This is a genomic window from Novosphingobium sp. BL-S-32 (assembly GCF_056857055.1).
This window is the reverse complement of sequence record NZ_CM166477.1, coordinates 1221258-1246744: the sequence shown is the minus strand read 5'-3', so window position 1 is coordinate 1246744 and position 25487 is coordinate 1221258. Positions and strand designations below refer to the sequence as shown.

General features: G+C 61.0%; 20 protein-coding genes. 12 read left to right on the top strand and 8 right to left on the bottom strand.

Annotation, left to right across the window (positions count from 1 at the left end; translation table 11 throughout):
- Positions 1–66 precede the first annotated feature (66 nt).
- A complete protein-coding gene (locus AC1VVK_RS22045; RefSeq protein ID WP_482905333.1) occupies positions 67–1254 on the top strand; it encodes a glycosyltransferase family 4 protein in 1188 nt (395 codons plus the stop codon).
- A 1-nt stretch (position 1255) separates the two neighbouring features.
- Here the strand turns inward: AC1VVK_RS22045 and AC1VVK_RS22040 are convergent, their stop codons facing one another.
- Positions 1256–1948, bottom strand: coding sequence for a pentapeptide repeat-containing protein (locus tag AC1VVK_RS22040; RefSeq protein ID WP_482905332.1), 693 nt, complete (start codon positions 1946–1948; stop codon positions 1256–1258).
- A gap of 489 nt (positions 1949–2437) precedes the next feature.
- On the opposite strand from AC1VVK_RS22040, the gene AC1VVK_RS22035 reads away from it, so the two are divergent.
- Together AC1VVK_RS22035 and AC1VVK_RS22030 are read left to right on the top strand one after the other, a co-directional pair.
- Positions 2438–4240, top strand: coding sequence for a tannase/feruloyl esterase family alpha/beta hydrolase (locus tag AC1VVK_RS22035; RefSeq protein WP_482905331.1), 1803 nt, complete (start codon positions 2438–2440; stop codon positions 4238–4240).
- Between the two features lie 358 nt (positions 4241–4598).
- A complete protein-coding gene (locus AC1VVK_RS22030) occupies positions 4599–5726 on the top strand; it encodes an alpha/beta hydrolase (RefSeq protein ID WP_482905330.1) in 1128 nt (375 codons plus the stop codon).
- A gap of 49 nt (positions 5727–5775) precedes the next feature.
- Here AC1VVK_RS22030 and AC1VVK_RS22025 read toward each other — a convergent pair whose 3' ends face one another.
- A complete protein-coding gene (locus tag AC1VVK_RS22025) occupies positions 5776–9219 on the bottom strand; it encodes a glycosyl hydrolase (RefSeq protein ID WP_482905329.1) in 3444 nt (1147 codons plus the stop codon).
- 238 nt (positions 9220–9457) lie between these two features.
- Between AC1VVK_RS22025 and AC1VVK_RS22020 the strand changes: the two genes are divergently transcribed.
- Positions 9458–10747: a cytochrome P450 gene (locus tag AC1VVK_RS22020; protein ID WP_482905328.1), complete on the top strand. Its 1290-nt coding sequence runs from the start codon at positions 9458–9460 to the stop codon at positions 10745–10747.
- Positions 10748–10774: 27 nt separating this feature from the next.
- On the top strand, positions 10775–11521 hold the full coding sequence (locus AC1VVK_RS22015) for an SDR family oxidoreductase (protein WP_482905327.1): 747 nt from the start codon (positions 10775–10777) through the stop codon (positions 11519–11521).
- A 107-nt stretch (positions 11522–11628) separates the two neighbouring features.
- Here AC1VVK_RS22015 and AC1VVK_RS22010 read toward each other — a convergent pair whose 3' ends face one another.
- The 3 genes from AC1VVK_RS22010 to AC1VVK_RS22000 all read right to left on the bottom strand — a co-directional run bounded on the left by AC1VVK_RS22010 (position 11629) and on the right by AC1VVK_RS22000 (position 14937).
- Positions 11629–12672, bottom strand: coding sequence for an NAD(P)H-dependent amine dehydrogenase family protein (locus AC1VVK_RS22010; protein WP_482905326.1), 1044 nt, complete (start codon positions 12670–12672; stop codon positions 11629–11631).
- 89 nt (positions 12673–12761) lie between these two features.
- Complete coding sequence (locus tag AC1VVK_RS22005; protein WP_482905325.1) at positions 12762–13673, bottom strand: alpha/beta hydrolase; 912 nt, start codon at positions 13671–13673, stop codon at positions 12762–12764.
- A 133-nt stretch (positions 13674–13806) separates the two neighbouring features.
- Positions 13807–14937: a helix-turn-helix transcriptional regulator gene (locus tag AC1VVK_RS22000; RefSeq protein ID WP_482905324.1), complete on the bottom strand. Its 1131-nt coding sequence runs from the start codon at positions 14935–14937 to the stop codon at positions 13807–13809.
- Positions 14938–15201: 264 nt separating this feature from the next.
- On the opposite strand from AC1VVK_RS22000, the gene AC1VVK_RS21995 reads away from it, so the two are divergent.
- Positions 15202–16386 (top strand): TonB-dependent receptor plug domain-containing protein, encoded by a 1185-nt coding sequence (locus AC1VVK_RS21995; protein ID WP_482905323.1) that lies wholly within the window; start codon positions 15202–15204, stop codon positions 16384–16386.
- Positions 16387–16576: 190 nt separating this feature from the next.
- Complete coding sequence (locus AC1VVK_RS21990) at positions 16577–18256, top strand: tannase/feruloyl esterase family alpha/beta hydrolase (protein WP_482905322.1); 1680 nt, start codon at positions 16577–16579, stop codon at positions 18254–18256.
- 862 nt (positions 18257–19118) lie between these two features.
- Here AC1VVK_RS21990 and AC1VVK_RS21985 read toward each other — a convergent pair.
- The 3 genes from AC1VVK_RS21985 to AC1VVK_RS21975 form a co-directional block, all read right to left on the bottom strand.
- Entirely contained in the window at positions 19119–19730 is a 612-nt protein-coding gene (locus tag AC1VVK_RS21985) for a TetR/AcrR family transcriptional regulator (RefSeq protein WP_482905321.1), read from the bottom strand.
- Positions 19731–19811: 81 nt separating this feature from the next.
- Entirely contained in the window at positions 19812–20555 is a 744-nt protein-coding gene (locus AC1VVK_RS21980; RefSeq protein WP_482905320.1) for an alpha/beta fold hydrolase, read from the bottom strand.
- 55 nt (positions 20556–20610) lie between these two features.
- Positions 20611–21480, bottom strand: a complete 870-nt coding sequence (locus AC1VVK_RS21975) for a LysR family transcriptional regulator (RefSeq protein ID WP_482905319.1) — start codon at positions 21478–21480, stop codon at positions 20611–20613.
- A 92-nt stretch (positions 21481–21572) separates the two neighbouring features.
- Between AC1VVK_RS21975 and AC1VVK_RS21970 the strand changes: the two genes are divergently transcribed.
- The 5 genes from AC1VVK_RS21970 to AC1VVK_RS21950 are packed head-to-tail and all read left to right on the top strand — an operon-like array spanning position 21573 to position 25480.
- A complete protein-coding gene (locus AC1VVK_RS21970) occupies positions 21573–21995 on the top strand; it encodes an EthD domain-containing protein (RefSeq protein WP_482905318.1) in 423 nt (140 codons plus the stop codon).
- Between the two features lie 5 nt (positions 21996–22000).
- Positions 22001–22516 (top strand): nitroreductase/quinone reductase family protein, encoded by a 516-nt coding sequence (locus AC1VVK_RS21965; protein WP_482905317.1) that lies wholly within the window; start codon positions 22001–22003, stop codon positions 22514–22516.
- 6 nt (positions 22517–22522) lie between these two features.
- Positions 22523–24217 carry a class I adenylate-forming enzyme family protein gene (locus tag AC1VVK_RS21960; RefSeq protein WP_482905316.1) on the top strand — a complete coding sequence of 565 codons (1695 nt, stop codon included), beginning with the start codon at positions 22523–22525 and terminating at the stop codon, positions 24215–24217.
- 43 nt (positions 24218–24260) lie between these two features.
- Entirely contained in the window at positions 24261–24821 is a 561-nt protein-coding gene (locus AC1VVK_RS21955; RefSeq protein ID WP_482905315.1) for a nuclear transport factor 2 family protein, read from the top strand.
- The gene (locus tag AC1VVK_RS21950) at positions 24818–25480 is read left to right on the top strand and encodes a carboxymuconolactone decarboxylase family protein (protein WP_482905314.1); all 663 of its coding nucleotides are present in this window, start codon (positions 24818–24820) and stop codon (positions 25478–25480) included. The genes AC1VVK_RS21955 and AC1VVK_RS21950 overlap by 4 nt, the downstream gene beginning before the upstream one ends.
- Positions 25481–25487: the final 7 nt, after the last annotated feature.

Below are 25487 nucleotides of genomic sequence, written 5' to 3'. Positions count from 1 at the left end.
AATGGATTGAAGCAATTGCTAAGCGGCTAACCTCCGGCGACACCGACTTCCCTACAGGATACGATCTTGGCAGCATCGCGTTCCCAACTGCCCGCGAGGCCTTTCGTCTTCGATGCGAGCCGCCTGATCTGGCGCCTCTGGCGCGGGCGACTGCCGACCGGGATCGACCGGGTCTGCCTTGCCTATCTCGAACATTTCGCGGAGCAGTCCTGCGCCTTCCTGCAATGGCGCGACCACCGCGTCGTGCTGGGGGCCAAGGATAGCGACCGCCTGTTCGCCCTGCTGCGGGCAAGTGCGGGCATGCTCGACAAGCGGCGGCTAGTCATGCTTCTGGCGCATGCCATTCCGCGCGCCATGCTCGCGCGCCGGTACTGCAAGGGCGCCATCTACCTCAATGTCGGCCACACCGGCCTGCACATCGATTCGCTGCCCTCATGGCTGAAGGAGCATGGCCTCCGGCCTGTATACCTCATTCATGACCTGATCCCGATCACCCACCCGGAATATTGCCGAGAAGGGGAGCTGGCTAAGCACACCGTCCGGATGCGCAATGCCTTGCGCAGTGCCAGCGGGATCATCGTCAATTCGGGGGATACGGGCAATGCGCTCGCCCGGTTCGGGCTTGAGCAGGGGTTGCCGCCGGTGCCGCAACTTGTGGCGCATCTCGGCATCGAGACGCCGGGCTCCGGTGATGCAGGATCGCCTCATCCGCGCCCTTATTTCCTGTCGATCGGCACGATCGAGGCGCGCAAAAACCACATGCTCCTGCTCGACGCCTGGGACCATCTTCGCCGCGAGCTTGGTGCGGACACGCCTGATCTGGTGCTGGTCGGCCAGCGCGGCTGGATGGCCGAGAGCACGTTTGCAAGGCTCGACGGCGCTCGGCCCGAGCACGGCAAGGTGATCGAACTCCAGCGCTGCACGGACGACGATCTCGACACATGGATCACCCATGCAAGGGCCTTGCTCATGCCGAGTCGGGTCGAAGGCTACGGTCTACCGGTGCTCGAAGCCATGCTGCGCGGCACGCCCGCGATCGCAAGCGACCTTGCCATCTATCAGGAAATCGGCGGCAATGTACCGCTGCTGCTCGATCCCGACGATACCGCCGCCTGGGCCCGTGCCGCCAGGGACTACCTGACGGATAGCCCAGACCGCGAAAGACAGAAGGCTGCGCTGGAAACCTTCGTCACCCCCGGGTGGGCGGAGCACATGCAACTGGTCGAGCGCTGGCTTGGCGCCCTGCCCGCGTAAGTCACAGCACCCGCAGCCCGAGTTGCCCCAGCAGTTCCGCCGCCTGAAGGCGGGAAATCGTGGCGCCCCGGAACAGCCGGGCGTCCATCAGTTCCAGTCCGCTGAGATCGGCCCCGCGCAAATCGGCCTGCTCGAACCGGCTGCCGTTGAGTGTGGCGTTACGGAGTGAGGACTCCTCGAACACCGCCATGCGAAAGTCGCATTTCCGCAAGTCCGCCTCGGAAAAATCCACCCGTTTCAGGTTCGATTTCCGGAAGGAGATCCCGGGCAGCTTGGCATAGGAGAGCAGGACTTCTTCCAGCACCACACCGATCATGCCGGCATCCGTGAAGTCGGCGCCGGTGAGCTTGCAGTTTGCAAACCGCGTGGACATGAGGCTCGCCCGCCGGAACGAGGCATTGTTGAAGTCCCCACCCGTCACTGCGGCATCGCCAAAATCGGTACCGACGAAAGAGGCCTCCGCGCCTCGGCAGCCGATGAATGCGGTCTCGGTCAGAATGGCCCGATCGAATCTGGCCCGCCGCATGACGCAGCGCTCAAAACGCATTTGGCGCAAATCGAGCGAGGAAAAGTCGCCTCCGTCCAGATCGCACTCGATCAGGTGATGCGGCCGCAAGCCGTCTTCTCCGGCCAGATCGGCGCGCGTTACGGTATGGCCGGTCAATGTGGCGATGGCTTCTTTCGGATCGTTCATCACGGCCTTATGGGCGCACGAGCCGGGAGAAGAAAGTCTCGATCAGAACACGGGATAACCGCTTCCGAACCATGGGCGATCGATATTTCACGGCGCTGGCGGGCAAAAGCGGCCGAGGCCTCACGGGCCTATTTCAGACTCACTCCCAACGGCGCCGAGAATTTCAGCGCCGTGCAAAGTAGCGCCTGAAGAAGCATGCCAATGGTTCGATGATGATACTCAAACCCGAATAAGAGCAATCTTGCAATCCGCTTATAGACCGATTAGTCGGTAGGTCAAGTTTGGGCACGCCATTGTCCAAGCAGTTTGGGGCTTTTCCAGCAGACGGTATCTCACCGCCGCCTTCGCGCTTTGTCGTGAGGTGCCGTTCGGCGGGAAGGTCAATGCGGCGCCGCTTCAGACGGAATAAGCCAGTCCACATCAGAAGGCCTTCAGGGCCCGCGCTTAACACGTTGCACAGATATTTTAGAACCTTGGGAGAGGCCGCTTATGACAAAAATTGCCACGCGTTTGGGGCTTTCAGCTGCGGCTACAGCCTCGCTGGGAATATTGCTCGGAACCTCCAGCGCACTTGTACCCACCCCCGATTCCATGGCTCATTCGCAGACGCCGGCGACCAGTGACTTCGAGGCAAGCTGCACACCGGAATTCGTGCAGGCCGCTGCCTCCGGGCTTGGCAGTGCGATCACGATCAAGCCGATCAAGGACAGCATGTTCAAGGGCGCCACAAACTACGTTGCGGCAAAAGGCACACGCCCGGCTTTCTGCCAAGTGACCGGAAGTTTCGTCACCAATCCCGAGACAGGCAAAACCTCAAACTTCCTTGCCTCGTTCCCGTCGAACTGGAATGGAAAGTACTTGCAGCTCGGCTGCAGTGGTCATTGCGGCCAGTTCTATGTGAGCGATCCGGCCATGCCTTCCGTCACTGTCACGGCGCAAGGACATCCGGGTCAGATCATCGAGAAAGGATACGCGACGTTCGCCACCGACGAGGGCCATGAGGGGCTTGATTCCGCATCGTGGGCAGTGAAGAATGGAAAAGTCGATCAGGACTATGTCGACGATTTCCTCTACCGGGCCGATAAAGTTCTCGCGCGCCTCGGCAAGAATTTCACCACCACCTTCTACGGACGCGTGAACGGCGCGAAGCAGCAGATCTCGCATTCCTATTTCGAGGGTTGCTCCGGAGGCGGACGTGACGCGATGGTCGTTGCATCCTACTTCCCGGAGGAGTTCGACGGGATCATCGCGGGATCGCCTTACGACATCTGGGGCGTGTCGTTCCACGGTACGGCAATCGGAAAAGCAACGAGCCGCTCGGCGGGATCAGTGCTTACACCCGGCTTGCTCTCGCTTATGGACAATGTGGTCAAGAAGCAGTGCGATGCGCTCGACGGCGTCAAGGACGGGCTCATCCAGAACCCTGCCGCATGCAACTTCGATCCGGAACGGGATCTGCCGAAGTGTGGCCCCGGCTCCACGCCCGGGCAATGCTTCACTCCCGAACAGATCGAAACTGTGGCGGTAACTGTGAATGCGGTGACCGATGAGCGCGGAAACATCGTACAGCCGGGCTATTCAGTCAGTGAACTTGGGGTTCTGGGCGGCGGAACGGCGATGCTTAGCGATCCGGTGCATGAGATCTTCGTGCACAAAAACGATCCGGGCTTCAAAGCGGCTTCCATGGTCACATTCCGACGCGGCGGCCCCGGACCTGTCACGGGTTTTCATGCTGTCGTGCCCGCCGCCGAAGTCGCCGCAGCACGAGCAGCCCTGCTCCCCGGCATCGGAACGCTGCCCGAAAATACGGCGCGGCTGATGAACAGCAAGACGAAGCTGCTGATGTGGCATAACTACAGCGATGAGCGGCTCACCCCTTACATGTCGGTGAACTGGTATAACCAACTGGCGCGGCGCCATGGCGGCTTCGACAAGGTCCAGCAACAAGTCCGGCTGTTCATGCTTCCCGGCACCGCCCATTGCAGCATCGTAAGCAGTGCCCCCAATAGTTTCGACCCGATCACGGCACTTGAGGGATGGGTCGAGAAAGGCCACGCACCTGAGTCCCTGCCGGCGTGGGTCGCCGACCGGCAATATACGCCCGGTGGACCGAAAGCCTTGGCACTGAAGACCCCGAACTACACCATGCCCCTGTGCAAGTATCCCGAAATGGCCCGCTACAGCGGCAAGGGAGATATACAGGACAAGAAGAACTGGAGCTGCAGCCCAAGTGACAAGCGACTGCTCACTGTCGGGACCAGCGGCAGGCAGGCGGGCCTGATGATGAAATAGTGAAAAGGAGTGCTCGCGATTAACGTTGTCGCGCTGGCATTCACCCATCGCGAGATAAGCCGGTGCACCGGGAACGGCGTCCCGGGACGCCTCCGGCTTATCGTCCGCCCGGCCCCCTTACGATTTCGCCGCCTTTGGCGGCTCGAAAATCACAAATATTGATACCGAGAGTATAGTTTATTGACAAAATCGGCCTGACCAATGATATCCTGGCAATAGATGAGAACATCGACCGGGCCAGCCGGGAAGTGGCCAAGGTCGTCAGCGTGGATGGACTGCGCTTTCGCGATCTTGATCGAAACAGAAAGCCGGATGCCTTGCAACGAAAGCGGCCGCAATCTGGCGAGAGACAAGATACATGAAAAATGCCCATGCTAATCGCGCTTCGAAAGCAGATGCGGCGTTTCCGCTGAGCCGTCGCAGCGTCTTCGGGCTGTCCGTTGCGCTTGCGGTAACGCTTGACGGCCAGCCCGCGGCCGCAGGCAGCACCCCGACAACAGGCTCGATGAATGCGGCAGACGGCGCGGTTCACCTCCCGCCCCGGACCATCGAGCCGCCGCTGTCCATCAGCGAGGCCGCGCGGGCCTATTTGCGCAAGGGCGCGAATACCGCTGAGGATCCGTCTCCTCCCGTCACCAATTCTGCAGCATGGCGCACGAAGATTGCTGATCACGATGCGAGCATGCTCCGCATGATGAACCGCGGCGATCTGGTCCTCCCCGGTTTCAAGGTGGAAGACCGCGTGATCGGCGCGGCGAAAGTCTATGTTATCACACCGCCGGCTTCTGCGCCCAACCAAGGCAAGCCGCATCTCAGCATCCATGGGGGCGGCTGGACAAGTCTGGGCGGGAAAATCGCCCGCGTTCTGGCGCAAGTACAAGCCCAGCAATACGGCGGCGTGATCTATGCAGTCGATTATCGCATGCCGCCGGATCATCCCTTCCCCGTCCCCCTGGACGATTGCCTTGCTGTCTATCGAGAGATGACCCGCCAATTTCGGCCCGACCAGATCTTGGTCTCGGGCGGGTCGGCGGGAGGCAATCTGGCCGCTGCACTCATGTTGAAGGCACGCGACGTCGGGCTGCCTCAGCCCGCTGCGCTCTTGCTGGATACGCCGGTAGTCGATTTGACAGGCGTGAGCGATACCTTGCAGACCAACCAGCATCTCGACACGTTGTTGAAGGTCTGGCGGCAGGATGCGAATGTCGCTCTCTACGCTGGCAGTTCAAACCTCGCAGATCCTTATCTGTCCCCGCTGAAGGGAGACTTGTCTCGTGGCTTCCCGCCGACCTACCTGCGGTCCGGCACGCGTGACCTCTTCCTGTCCGACACGGTCCGTTTCCACGCTGCTTTGCGAAAGGCCGGTGTCCCGGCGGATCTCTATGTCGGCGAAGCGATGCCGCACGGGGGCTTCGGCGGCCGCACACCGGAAGACCTGGATGCCGTTGCCGATGCCCTGCGCTGGCTGGCCGTTCATTGGACCTGAAGTCGGCCGTAGGTACGCAAAGCGTAACGTCTGCATCCACGTCGCCTGATCAATTGGATTCTCTTGGACTGACAACGCGACTGAGCGTCACCGGGCCGATCAATCCTGCCGGCCTGAGCGGAGCATCTGCCTTGTATGCGGGCATAACGGTGAAGGCTATCTTGGCCCCTCCAGGCTGCGCGTCCCCGATCAAGCGATTGACCCACAAATTGGCGACACGGACTTCGAGATGGTTCTTCCCATTTCGCAATGCCTTGCCAATGTCGACCTGAAACGGCGCATGCCAAACAGTGCCTAACCCTATGCCGTTGAGGCGGACCTCGGCCAGGTCACCGACGCGTCCCAGATCGAGCAGGACAGGCGCGCCGGAGCGGTAACCTGCCCGCACAGAAAAGTCTTTTGTGTAAGTAGCCACGCCCGAGAAGTACTTGATGCCCGGATCGGTCTGCTCGTTAAGCAGCACAAGATGCCCTATCGCGAGTGAGCGAGGCGCTCCGCGACCCGCTTCGAAAGCCACGTTCCACCCGTCATCCAAAGACATTATCTGGCGGGGTTCGGACTGAGGAAGCGTCAATGCCTGCGCCGCCGCGTTTCGACGAAAGACCACGAAGAAACTGTCATTGGCCGCCATCGTGAGCGGCACGACAGTCTCGTTGCCTTCGATCCGATAGGATACTGGCGTGATCGCGCCGGTATCGGCTCTCCAGATCTCTGGCGCTTTGCCTGCAACCCGGAAACGGGCGTCAAACCCTTCGCTTCGGCCGAGTTCATTGGACACGAAATAGACATCGCCGCCGTCCAGTCGCCGATGCACAAATCTGATCTGGCTGTCGGATGGTGCGCCGCCGATTGCGAAATCGGGCGCCACGCCGATGGTTCGCAGGGCGGCATCGACATCATGGCCACTAACGACCTGGCCGGCTCCGACAGCAGTCACGGCGCTACCCGACCACAGGCGGCGAACCAGCGCTGCATATTCGACGGGATCATCCTGCAAGGCAGGCGAACCGGCCGGAGCATCGCCCGCGATCACGGCGCCCGCATCGGCAAGTTCCGCGATGCGCCGAAGCATCGGCAAAGTCATGCGCGCACTCGATCCGCCAAGATAGAGCAGGCGATACCGGGCTCCGGACGGTGCCACCAAAGCGCCTGCGTCGACTTTGAAAACCTTTTGCAGGACCGTCGCATTGACGTAGTCATAGCCGTTGCGCGTTGGACCACCGGCGTATGCAGCCTTGCCGGCTATCGGCGTAGGCTCCTCTTCGCCATAGAAATAGGCGACGTCGGCAACGAACCGCCCCTGTCGCAACAGCAAGCCGGTCCGCGCCATGTAGTCCACCCAAGGCCGAGCCATCTCGGACCAGGTCTCGTTGCGCGTAAAGAATTGACCGATATGCCACATCGATAGCCCGGGCTTCTTGTCGACGGGTTGGTGCACCGAGGTATGGATGACGGGAAGATTGACCCCATTCGCGAACTCGGCGTCAATGACCGGACGCAGATCCGAGGGCGAATGGGCCCAAGGGAAGCGCGTCGACGTCATCGATTCTGCTGCGACTACGTTCTGCCCGAACAGATGGGCGACGGATGCCGCTCCCCGAATGTCGACAAGGTACGGAAATTTCGGCCCATCCTCGGGCCTGAACGCCCACATCGCAGCCATTGGCACGTCCGCGAACCGCCGCATGTCCATATTGTCGCCGAGTGAGGTACGCCCCCCTTCAAGCGCCTCGCTGTACCAGCGAAGGCCGTTCTCGTGGGCAACTGCCGCGACCGTGGCATAGTGCTCCGAGGCGTGGAGGTCGGCAATCGTGCGACGAAAATCGAACAGGAAGGCATCGCTCTTTGCCCGGGATTCGACGATCGTTCCGGTCAGCACGGGCAGCCATGGACGGGCATCGTAGCCACGCAGCCGGCGAAACTGGTCAAGCATGGCGGGCGTCCAGTTGAACGGACCAACCTCGGTGCTGTCGTTGACGAGCGCCTTCAAACCGTGGGACGCGAACGAACCTGGTCCAAGTGTTTCCTTGAAGCGGCCAAGATAGGTCTCGAAATACCGGCGAACGGCGGCCGCATCGAGTTTGTCCACCTCAAGCCCGGTCGCCTCCGCCGAAGCAGGGTGATTGAGAGCGCCGGTGAGCGAGTAGCCCATCCGCACCACCCGCCATTCTCCCTGAGGAACGGTCCAGTCCAGCGAACCATCGGGCCGCATCCGGCTTGTCAGATCGAGAACATCGCCGGCCGGCACGCCATTCGTCTCGCTTCCGACATCGGCATCAAGCGCACTGTAATCGGCGGCGGCGGAAAAGCCTGCTTTCACTTCGAACTCGTTGACCCGCGCCTCGTGCGACAGGCGCAGATCGACAATATCGAGCTTTTGCCTCGGCTTGCCGAGGCCAGAAAATCCCGCATATCCGGGTGCGGAGATCGTCGCAGAACCAGCAACTGGCGGCGCCGGTACGAGAACGAAGCGGAAGTGGCGGGCGACAACCGGCGCGAAGCTGATGGTCGTGGGTACGATGCCAAGGCGGATATCGGCGATCCTGCGCCAGTGAATCCCATCCATACTGGCTTCGAGACGCGGTACTACGGTGGCCGCCGAATAAAGGTCGGCAACGTCGGCAATGAAGAGCGATGCGGAACGGATGGTTTGTGGACGGGAGTAAGTGAGAACAATCATGCCGGGGTTTTCAGAGGTGCCCGCAGGGACCTCGACTCCGGTTGCGTAAGAGCCATCAAGCAGGGCGGCGCCGTCCAACGCTTTGCCATCAGCCAGTGTGAAAGTTGGAACCGCGCTCTTTTGCGTATCGTGCACGCGCCAGGCGAACACGGCTGCATCGGCGTAGAAATTCGGAATTTGAGGCTTTGTAACCGCGCTCAGTTCGTTGTGCGGCGCGAGATCCTGAAACAGACCGGTTATAGTTGGCGGGGGCTGCAGCACGCCGTCGAACCGCCGGCCCCCGCGCACTATGGTTTCGCTCCAGACCATCTTTTTCATCGCGTCCTGAGGCTTCACCCAAGGCCCTCCGGACTCGCTCCAACCTGCCGAAGCGGCGATACCGAGTTCAAGACCGAGACCGTTCGCAAGCGTTGCAGCGTGCCGGAATGCCCCCTGCCATTCCGGCGACATGTATGTGATCCTCCGCTCCACAACTTTGGGAAGAGCAAAACTCCCGTCAAAAGTCTGCGCTCCGCCCAGCCCGACGCGCTTCATCCATGCAAGGTCTTTCTCGATCCCGTCTTCGCTTATGTTGCCATCCAGCCAATGCCACCAAACCCTGGGGCGGGCGGCCTGGGGCGGATCGCGAAAGCCATCCTCTAACGGATCGCCTTGCGAAACGGCTTGCGGCGCGGGGTCGGCAAGTGCGGCAAACGGAAAGCTCAGGCCCGATCCGCAAAGCAGCGCACCGATCGCAAAAACGGCAAACGTTTTGGTTCTGTTCGGCGCACTTTCCAACGGCAACATCCTGCTTCCCACACCCAGCTTGAACAAACGGAGCCTCCTCCCCGCTGAAGATCCCAGCAGCCATTTCCCGTCGTTCCAAACATCGTGACGGCGGGAAACGAACAAGGAGAAGTGCCGCGTTATCTCGACTTCTCAAAAACCGATTGCAAAAATTACTGACTAGTTGGTAGGCTTAACGCTCATTCGCGATGCGGTCAACGCGCGTGACCGAATCCAAACCGTTTGCAGTTTTGAAAACGTTACGAAAAATTCTGGAGAGTATCCTGTGACAGAAGCCCTCGAACTGATCGACCGTGACTATCTTACCGATCCCGCTCTGTTGCTCGATCCTTACGAGTTTTTCAGGGAACTGCGCGAACGCGGCCGCGTGACCGCATCGAGAGCGCGCGAAGACCTCCTGATTGTCACGGGCTTCCAGGAAGCCCTCGACGTCCTCAATAATCCCAAGGATTTCTCCTCGGCGATCGCTCCCGGCGGCCCGGTTGCACCGCTGCCGTTCGTGCCGGAAGGTGACGACCTTACTCCGCAAATCGAGGCGCACCGCGATCAGATAATTGCTGGCGACTTGCTGGTTGCCCTCGACGATACCCGGCACGCCAACGCGCGCGCGGTGCTCAACCGCCTCTTCGTGCCCTCGCGGCTGAAGGCGAACGAAGCCTACATCAACGAACTGGCGGAAACGATGGTGCGTGATGCCGTGCAGAGCGGCGGATGCGAAGTGATCAAGGGCGTTGCCGTACCGTTCGTGACACTTGTGATAGCGGATCTGCTGGGCGTTCCATCCGAGGACCGCGAACAGTTCACCAACGTCATCGAAAACGCGCCCCCGCCGGGCAGCATTCAAGCCGAAGGCGCGACGACGGACGTGGGACCGCTGGAATTCATGGCGGGCTTCTTCGTGCGCTACCTGATGGAACGCCGAGCCGCCCCCAACGGAGACGTCCTCAGCGATCTCGCAACCGCCACTTATCCGGACGGGACGCTTCCGGATGTCATCGAACTGGTGAAGCTCAGCACCTTCCTGTTCGGCGCCGGGCAGGACACGAGCGCGAAGCTGCTCGGCAATTCCATGCTCTATCTTACCCGAATGCCTGACGTGCAGCGCCAGCTTCGCGAAGACCCCAGCCTTATCCCGGCGTTCATCGAGGAGGTTTTGCGCCTTGAAGGGTCGAGCAAGGTCACGTTCCGCCTCGCGCGCCGAGACACCAATATCGGAGACCTTCCCGTCAAGGCGGGAACCAAGGTGATGATCGCCCTTGCTGCTGCCAATCGGGACCCTGCTCGCTGGGAAAATCCCGACGAATTCCAGCTTAACCGTCCAAAACTGCGCGAACAGCTGGCCTTCGGCCGCGGCGGGCATGTCTGTTCGGGCGCACCGCTCGCCCGGGTGGAGATCCGGATCATCCTGGAGAAGTTCCTGAAGCTCACGAGCAACATTGCGATCGACGAGGCAGCACACGGTTCGCCAGCCGATCCGGCGCTTGAGTACGAGGCCAGCTTCATCGTTCGAGGACTTGAAAAGCTGAATGTGAAATTGACCCCTGCGGCGAACTGAAAACAACCGAATTCAAGGAACGATCGAATGAATGAAAAACGTACTGTTGTCGTTACCGGCGCGGCAGGAGGCATCGGCCTTGGCATTGCCCAGCGCTTTGCGCGCGATGGCCATCCGACCGCGATGCTGGACATGAACGGCGCGCTTCTCGACAAGGAAGCCGAGCTGCTGCGCGCGGAAGGCACGCGGATTGCCGCTCACGCCGTCGATATTTCGGACCGTTCGGCACTCGACGAAGTCTATGACAGCATCCGCAAGGAACTGGGGCCGATTAGCATCGTCGTGGCGAACGCGGGAATTTCCGAATTCGTCCCCTTCATGGAAATGTCGCAGTCGCAGTGGGACCGGACGATGACGGTTAACCTCACCGGCGTGTTCCATACCGTGCAGGCCGCACTTCCGGACATGATCGAGCAGTCGTGGGGCCGGATCGTTACGATTTCCTCGCAGGCGGCGCAGTCGGGCGGCCCGCGGCAGGTCCATTACTCGGCATCGAAAGGCGGCGTCATCGGCATGACCCGGGCGCTCGCACGCGAGTTTGCCCCGCACAATATCACCGTCAACACCATCCCGCCTTCGCTGGTGGAGACCCCGATGATGCACCGGCATGCGGAATCCAGCGGGTTCCCGACCGAGATGATCGTCCAGATGATTCCGATTTCCCGTCCCGGCACGCCCGCCGACATCGCGGGGGCCTGTGCTTATCTCGCTTCGGACGATGCGAGCTATGTCACCGGGCAGGTGCTCGGCGTGAATGGCGGCATGTACATCTGAGAGCGACCGCGCTCGCCTGACCTATCCATTCCGGCGCCCCGGTTCAGACCGGGGCGCCGCTCCCATGCCATCGCGGGGAGCGGCGAACCGGGCTTGCTGTCGTCACCCTATCTTGCGGAAGCCCAAAGGCCGGCAGGCGCGCAAGGCAGGCCAACGTCCTTCAACGTCAGAATGCCGGCAGGGGCCGCCTTGACGTTGAAGGCGGCGTTTACGGCCGGCATGGCCGTCATCGTATCCCACTCGTGCCGCCCCCAGTGCGCGGGCGGCGTGAAGCGAATGCGCGTATTGACCTCCGGCTCGCCCTTGATCACCAGATGGTACTGGTCGTCGTCAAACTCCCAGCCCTCATTGAGAAGTTTGGTCAGATACCAGGCGACGGTCACCTTTACGACGGTGCGACCGCCAATCTTCCCAGTCCAACCGGCGCGCAGCGCGGCATTGGTATCCTTGGGGATGGTCATGAAGCCGAGATCGACCGTCTGTGAGGCTGTGGCGAATTCGATATCGTAATCCAGTTCCTCCAGTTCGAAACCCAGAGCTGTCGCCAACCGGTTCGCGGCATCGTAGAACGATGTCATCCACAAGCGACTTGTCTGGATGACTTCCGGCGTGGCTTCGGGAAGCGATATTCCCATCGCGAGCCAGGTCTCCTTGGATTCGTAGACCGAACAATCGGCCGATTCCGAAATCGAGACCATCTCGACATCACGGCATACCGCCGTCAGCGCAGCAGCTACACCGTTGATCCACCCGGGGTTTACCCCTGTAATGAAGAGCGAGGAATCGCCCTTTTGGCACGCTGCCTCCAGCGCCTGCCGGGTCTCTCCCTGAATGCCTCCGACGTTCAGGAACAGGTTGGTGCTGATGATGTCTATTCCGCTTTCCAGCAATCTGACGGCGTGGTCCAGATCGGCCATGAAAGGTGTGTAGATGACCGCGTCGGCGCCCAGGGCAATCAGCGCGTCGATATCATTTGTCGCCAACACTCCGCATTCGGGCCGCCCGCAAAGCGTTCCTGCATCCACGCCACGCTTCTCGTCGGAATAGGCAAAGACACCCGCCAATTCCAATCGGGGATCATCCAGAATGCCGCGAAGCGCAAGCTTGCCGACTTTTCCGGTGGTCCATTGTATTACCCGCATGGTTTCCATTTCTCTCTCCCGTATAATTTGCAAATTATTGATCAAAAAGGCGACTTAAACACTACGACAGACAATATTTCGGAATGTCGCCGGCCAGCTCATTTTTCGGTTTTTCGTTTTAGAAACCCTTGAATATCCAGCCATTGGATAAGCTGGTGGAAGACGCCCAGACTGGTCGTGCCGGGCCTCCCCAGCCCAAATCCGTGCCCGCCACTCTGATAGGCATGCAATTCGACGGGCCGCCCTGCCGAGTGCCAAGCGGCGACGACAGGAAAGCCGTCAAATCTGGCAATCTTGTCGTCAAAGGCCACCGCAGCGAACATTGGCGGTGCCGTTACCGGCACCTCAACCTTGTCCAAACCTCCGTAAAGGAGCGCAACGAAGTTCGGCCGCCCACCGGGCTCATTTACAAGAGCGGCGTCTCTGGCCACGGTTGCTCCAGAGGAGAACCCGATCATCCCGACGCGTGCAGGGTCCACGCCCCAGCGCGCGGCGTTGGCCCGCACCATCGCGATCGCGGTACCGGCATCCTTGACCGCGGCGGTGCTATCGGTCTCCGTCGCCTCGCCTTTTTCCGCCTTTGCCTGCAGCTGCGCAAAATAGGCCAGAAGATCGGGAACAGCCACGGGCGTCGGTTGGACTCGGTATTTCAGTACGAATGCCGCGATCCCGCGGCGTGCGAACGCATGCGCAACCTGCCAGCCTTCCGCATCCAGAGCGAGCATGATCATACCGCCGCCGGGCGCGATCACGACGGCCGCCCCTGTTGCATGCCCCGGTTCCGGAAGGATCGGTGTAAGCGTCGGATGCGAGACGTTTCTCACGACATCCAGCGTCCCAAGCCGTGTCCAGACTTCGGTATCGGCGCTACCGGCGACCGAATCGTCCAGCGGTATCGAAGGTGGTGCCTTTGGAGCGGGAATATCGCGTACCGCAGGGCTTGTCTGCGCGGCGCTGGGTATACCGATGAGCGCAAGAGCAAGTGCCCCAAAGTATACAGACTTTCGCATGCACTACTCCCCAGCCCGTCCGAACGCTTTTGCATCCTGGAATCTCATTGCCCGCCGTCGCGATTCCCAAACCTACCGAACAGTTGGTTAATTGTGCAAGCCATGGCAAACCGAAATAGCACCTGTCCTCAGATCATCGAGGCAGCCGCTCGATGTCAGGTGCGAGCGCCAGCACACTGCCCATGAGAATGCGGACAAGGTCCGCTTGCCCCCGCGCGCCGATTTTTGCGTAGATTTTCTTGGAGTAGCCCCGTGCCGTTTCGACCTGCAGGCCAAGATCGTCCGCCGCCTCGGCAATCGATCTTCCACGGCACAGTTCAAGCGCAAGCCGGGCCTCGCTCTTGGTAAGCCGGAACAGATCGATGAGTTGGCCACATCGATCCGCGATCCTCCAGCTATCGCCATGGATGTAGGCAACTACAACGGGCTTCCCGATTGTACCGATAAAGCGCCGGGGCGCCGGAACCAGCAGCATATCCAGCCATGGATCCCTCGACAACGAAACCGCGCGTGGCTGGGCCTCAACACTAGTCGACATCACGCGGATGATATCGAGAATGGCTTTTTCGGTATTGGCGTCGGCAATCTTCAGCCGCCCCGCCCCGGATCGGCTGAGCATTCCCGATCTTTGCAGCAAAACCGATCCGACGTCGTCGCAATCGACTACCTTTCCATTCCGGTCGAGCGCCAGCCATCCGAATTGCAGCCGTCGGATCGCCTCGGCGGCGAGTGACGCGGTGAAGCTTTCTCTTTGCAAAGTCACGTAATTGCGCAGAACGCCTCGCAAAAACGGCGCAAGTTGTTCGAGAAGTCTGTCTACGTCGCGATCGAACGCCCCGACTTTGCGGACGATAGTCAACCAGGCGTCGACACCACTAGGCTCTCTCACCCGCATCTGGCGGATATCGCTTACACCATGGACTTGCGTCAGTTCGGTATAGAATGCCGTGTGCTCCCCTTGATCCTGCTCGATAAGATCCCGCAGGGAATAAGGCGTCGCCTCGCTCGTCGTGTCTCCCGAATTCGGGTCACGTGAAACGAAATGACGTCTATGGATGTCCTTGCTCTCCTCGATGCGGGCATCGCCCCAAATGAGCTGCAAGGCATCATCCTGCCGCCAGCCGGGCGGTTGGCACAGGAGAATGGCAAAGTCGGAATTGGTAGCGGCGGAAAGCTGCGAGAGAAAGGTGCTCCACAATTCCGTTTCATATGCACCGTCCAGCAGGCTCTGGGTAAGATCAGCCAAGCCAAGCGTAGCGGACATTCTTAGCTCTCCCGGATTTTACTTCGCATACCCCCATATGGGTGTTTTTCTGCTGCCATCCTTACGCCAAGATTGCCGCAACACCAAACGGGCGGCACGACAATAATGCCGCGGGATCGAGGATACTGGGCAACTCCAACCGACCGGCAAAAAGCGGGCATCGCCTGGTGCGATCGTGGGAGGAGAAGGCGACAGCGCCATCTGCCGAAAAGGAAATTACCTGCACGTGGATGAAACCACGGCGGGCGAACAGGGAGGAAAGCCATGAAGAAACTACGGTGGATCGTGCTGTCAGGCGCAAGCCTTCTGCCATTGGCAAGCGCACACGCGCAGGACGCGCCGAAGGAAGCCACGGTATATTCGTCTGAAGACATCATCGTCACGGCGCGCCGCCGTCAGGAGAGCCTGCAGGACGTGCCCCAAACGGTCAACGCCGTCACCACGGAAGCGATCGAAAAGCTCAACCTCCAGAACTTCAAGGATATTCAGAACGTAGTCCCCGGGCTCCAGCTTGCGGGCGGCGTTACCGGTTCGGATTCCAAGTTCTCGCTTCGCGGCGTGACGTTCGATACGCTGGCGGGCAGCACGAGCCCCACGGTTCAGTTCTACATCAATGAAGCGAGCGCGGATTCGAACCTTGTATTCCAGTCGATGTTCGACGTGGGACAGATCGAAGTGCTGCGCGGGCCGCAAGGCACCTTGCGCGGCCGTTCCGCGCCATCCGGCGCGATCACCCTGACGACCAAGGGCGCCGACCTTTCCGAGACCGGCGGCTACGTCAACATGACGGGGACTACGCGAGGGAACATCAACGTCAACGGCGCCGTGGGCGTGCCGCTGATCGATGGCGTACTGGGAATTCGTTTGGCCGGGCTCGTCGATCACAACGAACTCGACAGCGTGACGAGCGTGAACAATGGCGCCGATCCGTTCGGCAAGACCGAGGCAATGCGCGCAAGTCTGCGCTTCGAGCCCACGGACACTATCGGCGTGTCACTGATGTACCAGCACATGGACGCCAAATATCGCTCTTTCCAACAGGTCGATGGCTTTTCCAACCCCTTCCCGATGCTGGGCCGACTTTGCGGCCGCCGGCGTTCTGGTAGCTCGTTGCAAGTCCAATCAATCGATTTCGACCGCGCCGCGCTGGACACTCTCGGTCCAGTCCGAATACTCGCACCCGGTATCGAATTCCGTCGACGGATTTATCCGCGGGCTGTTCAACTATTACCCGGAAAATCCCTATCGCAACGAAGGCGTAGTCATCGACGACTACAGCCTGCTCAATGTCTACGCAGGCATTCGCTCGCCCGACAACGCTTGGGAAATCTCGCTGTACTCGAAGAATGCGCTGAACACGTCTCAGGTTCTTTCGCGGGGACAGGTGGCGCCGGTGTTTGGCTTCATTCCCGTCAACTACCGTCCGATCAGCTACACTCCGCGTCGTGAGTTTGGTCTGAATGTACGATACTCATTCGGATCGCGCTGATCCGCATTCGCAGCCGCACCGACGCGATCCTTCACGCCGTCGGTGCGGCAACATTTCCGTCCTGAAAACAGGCACGTTCACCATGGCGTGCCTGCTCGCTTTCCATTCGGAAAGCGGCGAAGCACGACCGCCGATAGGAGCCCCTGCGCCATGTCCGATAACCTTGTTGCCGCAATCGAGAATGATGACCTGACCCGCATCGTCCTGATCCGCCAGTTCAAAAAGGGCGAGCAGCTCGTCATCGACGAACCGGCATCACCCCATACGCCGGTTGCCCCGTCCGACCTGTGCCTCGTCAAGCTGATCGTCGGGCCCGGCAATCCGGGGCCCGAGGGCGCGCCTTCGACCTCGCCCGGGATCGGCATCGAAGTCTGGCTGCCCTCGCGTGAGGCCTGGAACGGGCGCATCCACAACATCGGCGGCCTCGGCGGCTTCGACGGCGGCCAGCACAGTTCGCCCCATGCGATAGGCTGGCCTTACGCGGCACTGACCGCAGGCAGCGAGGGTTCGCTTTCAGCCAGTACCGATTCCGGTCACACGCTCACAAACGGTGCCTGGGCGATGAACCCGGATGGCACGCCGGCGCGCCAGCTTTGGGAAGACTATGCCCACCGTGCGATGCACGTGATGGCCGAAAAGACCAAGCAGCTCGCCCAAGTCTATTACGGCAAGCCCGCACACCATGCCTATTACGAAGGTGTGTCTACCGGCGGGCGCCACGGCTATCGCCTCGCCCAGGAATATCCGGAGGACTATGACGGGATCATCGCCAGTCTACCTGCACTCAACTGGGCACAATGGGTTACTGCCGACGTCTACCGCAGCCTCGCAGTCGAGCGCGAGCTCGGCGGTCATTACCTGACCAAGGCCCAGATGGACCTCGTGTCCAATGCCGCCATTGCTTCGTGTGATACCGTGGGCGGGCAGCACATGGGCTATGTAACCGACAACGCCGCGTGCATCTACGACCCCACCAAGGACAAGACCGTGCTGCGCGTCGAGGAGGGCGGCACCAACGCCGGGTCCGATGCGCTGTCGCTTGCGCAGGCGCGCGTCGTCAACCAGATGTGGTACGGCATCACCAGTGATGGCTCGGCGCCCGATCCTGCGCGAGACAACGGCGTGGGGACGAAACTTTCGGGGCCGCACAAGTGGTACGGCCTCATGCGCGGCACCTCGCTCTATCAGGCCTATTTCGCCAATATCGGCTATGGCAGCTCGAACGCCCACGAGGGATACGTGGCCGATCAGGTGGCGCTCGATCTGGGCGATCCCCGCCTCGCCAATCCGACGTTCCACAATGCCAGCGCCAATGGCGAGGCGGGCTGGACGAAGCTGACTTATGAGGAACTCGCCCGGGCGTTCGATCGCGGCACCGAACTCGACGAGACTTTCGGCCGCCTTGCGAGCGACAATCCCGACCTTTCGGCATTCAAGGCCCGCGGCGGCAAGTTCCTCAGCTGGCATGGCTGGAATGACGAGGCGATCCCGGTCCAGGGAACGATCCGCTACTACGATCGGGTGCTTCAGACGATGGGCGGACCGGAGCAGGTCCATGACTTCTTCCGGCTCTATCTGCTGCCGGGCGTGGGCCACATGTCTCCCAACGGCACGTCGAACCCCGAAGCGCATCCGCCACTGGTGGCGCCGGGTCAGTTCTTCGCCCTGATGGTCGACTGGGTCGAGAACGGCAAATCGCCGGACGATATCGTCATCGAGACCCCCGCCGACAGCCCGATCCGCCGCAGCGCGCCGATCGCGCCTTACCCAAGGCAAGTGCGCTATGTCGGCGGCAATCCGAACGAGGCAGCTAGCTACGAAGTGCAATAAAAAGAGGAGCTTCGAAACATCGCGCAATTGCGCGCTTCGGAGCCCCCTCAAGGCCGACATTCACAGGCGCGCGAATGTATTCAGGTCCGCGGTATCGTCAAGCCTGCCTGACGCCCGCTTTCGCGCCTTCAAGCATACGCCGGTCGTTCGCCGGGCATTCCCAGTTGTGACCGTCATTGACGTCGCTCGTCTCCTAACTACCGCGCCATTACGGGATATTTGCAAAGCGGCATGGTTCTGCCGGGCGCTCTGTCTCTCATGGCAGCGGTGGCTGCAAAAGCGCAATTAGGACGACTGGTACGGCAATCAAGGCAAAGAGGGCAGAATTCTCCAACGAACACTTGCCTGTCGGATCGCGTTCGCCAGCGGCAAGCAGTCACATATCGAAATCGTGAAGTCGGTCGGTCGTACCCTTCGACCGATAACGAGCGGACGCATGAAACACTCTGTTCCGGAACGAGCCGTGGAAACCGGTGACCGCTGAGCGTGTTGATTGATGGCAGCCGGTCTCAATCCGGAATGGCGGACGATTGCCGCCGGATTTGCATCGAACGGGGGCCGCCCAACCGGAGCTACGCAATGATGAGGACGATTCGGTCGAATGGCTACTCATGCTGGACGGATAAATGAACGAAGACATAATGAGCGGCGCGCAATGCGCCGCTTCCACTACGACGCTGAGCTCCCTGCAGACGCCCTTGCCCTTCAACAGTCCTTTGGACCGCAATCATTGCGACTTTGACTAAGCGGCGAGCGGCGCAAGCCCTACACATCTATCATTTGTCACAGCTTCACCCAACTGAGTGGCGAGCCCACAAGCTGCTCGACCAAGTTGCGGTATGGGTGGCCGCAAATCAGCCTGTCATCGTTCGAACGGAACCAATGCGCGAATGGTATTCTCAAGCGTGGCTCCCAAATCGAACGATCCCGGCTTATCATACCACCGGCGGGCCAAGCCGAATATCAGCGCATAGCAGATGCGAGCCGTCTCTGCCGGATCCTCTGCCCAGGATTGCAGCAATTGGGCAAAGAGGGTTTCGGTTTCCTCTGCCCTTGCCAGGAACCAGTCATGCGCCGGATGCGCGGGATCCATCGCATCCGTCTGCAGGATGATGAGAAACCGGCCAAGCTCGGGGATTTCCCGATAACGCTCGATAATCCGGCGCAGCAACCGCACCATCGCCAGGTAGGCGTCCTTTCCGTTCCCGGAGGATTTTTTCGTCGCAGCCACGAGCGGCGCCACGATCACTTCCTCGCGGCGCTCGATCTCATCGACGAGGGCGATCAAAACTCCATCCTTGGAGCCGAAGTAATACAACAGCCCCGCGTTGGAGATCCCGCACTTGCTCGCCAGACCCTGGATGGTAAATCCGCGCGAGCCTATCTGACCGATCTGGCGGATTGCCTCGTCGATGATCTGCGCTCTGCGAACGGCAGCGTCTTCGCGCGTTCCTCTTTGATTCTTGGAAACCATGGAACTGCTGTACCGATCAGTTGGTAACGCGCGCAAGGCCCAACGCGCCGCCAATCCAACAAATCGGCATTCCGTGCCGCGTTAGCAGTCAGGCAGTATCTCTCGCCGCAAAATCTCCGCCAGCGCATGCGGCCTCGTATTCATCGCCTGATGCCCAGCATCGATCCGCACGATCCGATCGGCTTTGAAGCGTTCAGCGAACCGCTCCTGCCAGGAAACGGGTAATATGCCGTCAGCCAGACAGACGACGTATGTCGCCGGCACTATTCCATGATGATCGTTCCGCCATGACGTGTATTCGTACGTCGACAAAGGCCAGGTGTCGCCGCCCAACTTCGCCAGAAACGTTGATCTTTGGTCCTCATCCATGTCGTTGCAGAACATCTGGGGATAGCGATCCGCGGGGTTTTCGGTCTTTGGATCGAAAGGCCAGCCGACTTCGTCGGGATTGGTGCCCTGAATTCCGGAGCCCATCAGCGCACGAACGCTCTGGCCTGGTACAGGTATGGAGCACGAGACATAGACCGCGCGCCGAAACAGGTCAGGACGCCGGGCCAGCATCAGCGACATGACCTGACCGCCTTGCGAATGACCGACCAGCAACGGCCGCTTCAGACCGGCAGCGAGGATATCGGCGATCATCTCCTCCGCCACGTCATCAAGGCTAACCTCGGCAGTAAGTCGGTCCCGCTTGGTACCGCAGCCCGGGGCATCGAGCGCGACGGTCCTGCTGCCGCCGGTTTGCAGATTGAGGGCGGCGATGGTCTCCCCCCACACCCATCCGCCTTGCCCGCCGCCGTGGACGAACGCGATCTCGATATCCATGCACGCTTTCCTCTCTGTTTTTGTTATTGGTTATGGGTCGGATCAGGCCGAGGCATCATGCCGCCAGATAGCCGCGTATCGCGGCCAGTGCCCTTGCCGCAAGCGGCGAATGGACCCTCCCCTTGAGGCGCCCCGCGAAGATTGCGGTAGGGGGTAGCGGCAATCCGTCGATGACGATCTCCACCAGTCGGCCATCGCGCAGTTCTTCGGCTATGAAAGCCTGCGAGCAGATGCAGACTAGCTCCGTGGCCATCACCGCATCGCGCAGGATATGGTAATTGTCGCAGACCATGCGCGATCGGCTCGGGATCGGGGGGCCTACCGGATCTTCAACCGAACTGGCCCAAGGATAGTCCGCCAGATCGGCAAGTTGCAGATTTTTTCGGCCCGCCAGGGGATGGCCTTGTCGGACCACACAGGCGGGCCGCGCATCGCCAACTTGTTCGAGTTCGATTTCCCCGGCGTCGGCAACGTGCGGGCCGGGGAAGAAAATCATTTCCACTTCGTCGTTGGCAAGGGCCTCGACCAGTTCTTCACCCGGGCGAACCATGACCCGAAGCTGCATGTCGCTGGCGCCGAAGAAGTCGCCGGTGAAGCGCGGAACCAGTTCGCTTGCCAGCAGCGGCGCCATCCCCATCGACAGTCGCCCACCGCGCCCGCCCGCCAGAAGGCCCATGTTGCTTTCGAAGACCCGCAGCCCCTTAAGCAGGGGACGTGCCTGCTCCAGCACCTGAATTCCGGCTGCCGTAGGCTCTACCCCGTGGCCGACGCGGTTGAAGATCGCAAAGCCGTAGCGTTCCTCGATTGTCGCGATGCTGCGGCTCAGTGCCGGTTGGCTGAGATTGAGTTCCATCGCCGCGCGCGAGAAGCTTCCGCACCGCGCTACCGAAACCAGATGCTGAAGCTTGCCGAGCGATAGGTCCATAAACAATCCGCATGGAGATACACGAATTCAGCATTAGACCTCATACCCCGCTTGCCGCAATGCTAATGCCATAATGACAAGTGGGATGCCCGATGTTCAAACAGATCTGCTTCTTCCGGAAGCGGCCCGACATGTCGATGGACGCCTTCCTCGACTATTACGAAAACCAGCATTCGCAGCTTGCGAAGAAGATGGGCGCGAAGCCCGCGCTACCCAACGCGGTCCGCTACGTGCGGCGCTATCTCACGCCCGAGCGCAATCCTGTAACGGGCGAAATCCACGATTCCGGCTATGACTGCCTGATGGAAATCTGGTGGAACAGCCGCGAGGATTTCGAAGCCTCGCAGCGCATCATTTCCGATCCCGCGCGTCTGCCGATGACTATGGAGGATGAGCGGCGGCTGTTCGCCAGCCACGCCAATCCGGTCTGCTCGGTGATCGATTACGATTCCCCAATGGGTCCGCATGGCGAGGCGACGCATGTCGTGCTTCGCCATGGCGATGAAGCGGAGTAAAGCGGATGAGCGACGAAAGCATGCAGGTGATCCGCGAAGCCCGGCGCGACTGGGTGAGCGAGCACCGTGAGATGTATCTCTCCTCGGGCGGCGTTCAGGGCCACATCATGGACATCACGGCCGTCGGAGGTCGTGCCTTCGCCACGCATTGCCTGGTCAAGTACACGGGCCGCAAGAGCGGCAAGATCTTCATCACGCCGCTGTGCTACGCCGATATCGGCGGCGAAGTGGTTATCTGCGCGTCCAAGGGCGGCGCCGATCATCATCCGGCCTGGTATCTCAATATCGTCGACCAGCCCGAAATCGAATTCCAGATCGCGACGCAGGCATTCCGGGGCACCTGGCGAGAGCCCGAAGGCGCCGAGCGTGAGAAGGTCTGGTCCTTCTTCATCGACTGCCATCCCTTCTACGAGACCTACCAGAAATCGACGAGCCGGGTACTTCCGCTGGTCATGTTCAAGGCGGCCGAGGAAATTCCGGTCTTTCGCGCCGAAGACGCCACCGGCATCCGGACGACCTGACCGCCCATGACCCACGTTTACGCGAAACGCGATACTGCGGGACTGTCTTACGCGCACGGCATTCCGCTCGCCGAGGAAGCCGGATGCGGCGCGCTGACACTGGGCGCCTATCTGCGCGAAGTCGTGGAGCGTCACGGCCCCGCCGAAGCCGCCGTGATCCACCTTGACGGCGCCGCGGTGCGCTGGACCTATGACGACCTGTGGGCGCGCGCCAACGAAGTCGCGCGCGCACTCAAGGCTTGCGGCGTCGGCAAGGGCACGCGGGTTGGCCTGCTGATGACGAACCGGCTGGAGTTCCTCTCCTGCCTGTTCGGCACCGCGCTGGCAGGCGGCATCGCCACGACCATCAGCACATTCTTCACCGCGCCGGAACTCGGCGCCGTGTTGGAGGCGTCGTGCTGCTCGGTCCTGCTGCTTGAGCGCCACGTCCTCAAGAAGGACTTTGCCGCGATGCTGGGCGAACTGGAGCCGTCCATCGGGGGAAGCGCGCCGGGCGCCCTGCTCTCTGCTCGGTTCCCCTTCCTGACGCATATCGCGCGCATCGATGGGGACGAAGGCTACGGCGCCGTCGAAGGCTGGTCCTCGTTCCTTGCCCGTGGCGACGCTGTTCCCGATGCCGTGATCGAGGCCTGCGCGGCGGCTGTCCTGCCAAGCGATCCGGGCGCCCTGTTCTTCTCCTCCGGATCGACTGGCAAGGCGAAAGGTATTCTTTCCGCACACCGCGCGATCTGCCTGCAACTCTGGCGCTGGAAGACTTGGTACGGAATCGAAGAACCGCCACGAACATGGTCCGCGAACGGGTTCTTCTTCTCGGGCAATTTCACCATGGCGCTGGGGGGAACGCTGTCTTCCGGCGGCCGTCTGCTGCTCCAGCGCTGGTTCGATCCCGAAGCGGCGCTGGCACTGATCCAGGCGGAAAACGCGACGATGCTGCTCGCCTGGCCGCATCAGTGGCCGCAGCTTGAGGCCGTGCCCGGTTATGCGGAGGCGGATCTTTCCGCACTGCGCTATGTCGACGGCGCCTTCCCGCTCGCCAATCACCCCACCGTTTCGGCCAACTGGACCGAACCGCGCGCCTACGGCAGCACCGAGACGTTCACGCTGATCTCGGTCTTTCCAGCCGGTACGCCGGAAAGCGACGCGGCGGGCAGTCATGGACGCCCGACCCCAGGATCGACGATCCGCATCGTCGATCCGATGACCGGCTCCGCCATGCCGATTGGCGAACGCGGCGAAATCGCGGTGAAGGGACCAACGCTGATGCTGGGCTATCTTGGCGTCCCGCTGGACGATACGCTGGATGACGAAGGCTTCTTCCACACGGGAGACGGTGGCTGGCTGGACGCCGAGGGCCGCCTGTTCTGGGAGGGCCGGCTCAACGACATCATCAAGACGGGCGGCGCCAACGTTTCGCCGCTGGAGATCGACGCGGTGCTGCGCGACTGTCCGGGCGTGAAGATCGCACAGACGGTGGGTTTGCCCGACGCCCTGCTGGGTGAACTCGTGGTCAGCTGCGTGGTGCCGCTGGAAGGCGCGGCCCCTTCCGCCGAACAGATCCGCGCCTATGCCCGACAGCGGCTTGCGAGTTTCAAGGTCCCGCGCATGGTCCTGTTTTTCGCCGAAGACGAACTCAAGACCACCGGCAGCGCCAAGATCAAGACGGCCGACCTTCGCCAGCTTGCGGCCAGCCGCCTCGTGTGAAGCGAGATAGGCAGACAATATATTCGAATTGGGAGAGCACATTATGAGCCTGGAACAGGAACTCGCGGAATTGAAGGCGACTGTCGTCTATCTCAAGGACCGGCAGGACATTCTTGATTGCATCCAGCGCGAGAGCCGCGCGCGCGATCGGCAGGATGTCGAGCAGATCGCCGGCTGCTGGTGGGAAGACGGTGTGGACGAACACGGCCCGAGCGTCACGTTCGCTCCGGACTATCCGGAAAAGGCCAACAAAGGCCACTACACGAATTTCAACATGACCAGCCACAACATCACCAACCACATCTGCGAGCTGGACGGCGATGTGGCCCACTGCGAATCCTACGTGATCGGCGGCCTCTACTGGCTTGATGGCAAGAGCACGACCATCGCCATCGGCCGCTATCTCGACCGGCTGGAAAAGCGAAACGGCGAATGGCGCATCGTCGTGCGCCGCTGCACTATCGAGGCGAGCGCGGATTGCGACGGCACCTGGGTTCACTCCAAGAATGTTCAAGGCTTCCTTAAGGGCCTGTGGAGCAAGGAGGATCCTTCTTACGAGCGCCCTTACGAGTGGAAGCCCCGCCAAGAAGGAGTCCGCTGGTGAGCGATACGCAGACTGTAGCCGTCGATCCGCAGACGCTTGAACGTATTCGTGCCCGGGAGGCCGAAATCCTCGGAAAACCGCCGCGCGTCGAGACAGTGGATCGCATGGCACGCGCTGATGAGATTATCGAGGCCACCGATCGCCTGCGTGCCTCGCTGTTCGGCAATGTCCCTTCGCTCTCGATCGAGCAGGTTCCCCAGATCATGGTGACGATGATGCCGTTCGGCACATTGTGGGAACGGATCATGGGGCTGTCCATGACGGTCATGGGCCCGGCAAGCCGCCTTGCGAAGCGCGACCAGAAGCTGGCGATCCTGCGCACCGGCTGGCTGCTGCAAGCGCCTTACGAATTCGGCGAGCATGTCCATCAATCGAAGGCGCTGGGCATGACCAGCGAGGAGATAGAGCGGATCACGTCGGAAGGCTCGGCATCGCCCCTCTGGAACGACCACGAACGTGCCATTCTACGCTGTGCCGAGCAGTTGCACGCCAATGCCGCAGTCGACGACGAGACCTGGGAGGTGCTTTCGCGCAGTCTGGACGCCCAGCAGATCTTTGAGCTGATCGTGCTGATCGGCCAGTTCACGCTGGTCGCCTATTTCCAGAATGCGCTGCGGCTGCCGCTGGAAGCTGGCAATCCGGGGCTCGCAGCCCGCTGATTATCGC